The sequence below is a fragment of the Sagittula sp. SSi028 genome, assembly GCF_048553715.1.
Lineage (GTDB): Bacteria > Pseudomonadota > Alphaproteobacteria > Rhodobacterales > Rhodobacteraceae > Sagittula.
Genome location: NZ_JBLZNC010000075.1, coordinates 1 through 223, shown reverse-complemented (window position 1 = coordinate 223; position 223 = coordinate 1). Strand labels below are relative to the sequence as shown.

General features: G+C 62.8%; 1 protein-coding gene. It reads right to left on the bottom strand.

The window, feature by feature from the left end:
• On the bottom strand, positions 1-223 hold a 223-nt coding region (locus ACN5AZ_RS18815), incomplete at both ends, for a DDE-type integrase/transposase/recombinase (RefSeq protein ID WP_419430411.1).

The window sequence follows — 223 nt, the reverse complement described above, 5'->3', positions numbered from 1 at the left end:
GTTCGGCCCATTCCATGAGCGTACCGCTGATGTATTCCGGACCATTGTCGACCCTGATCGTCTTCGGTGCGCCACGCCATTCGATGATCTGGTTCAGGGCCCGGACGACCCGCTCGGCGGGCAGCGAGAAGTCGATCTCGATGCCCAAGCCCTCCCGGTTGAAGTCGTCCAGGACGTTCAGCAGCCGGAACTGGCGCCCATCTCCGAGGCGATCCGCCATGAA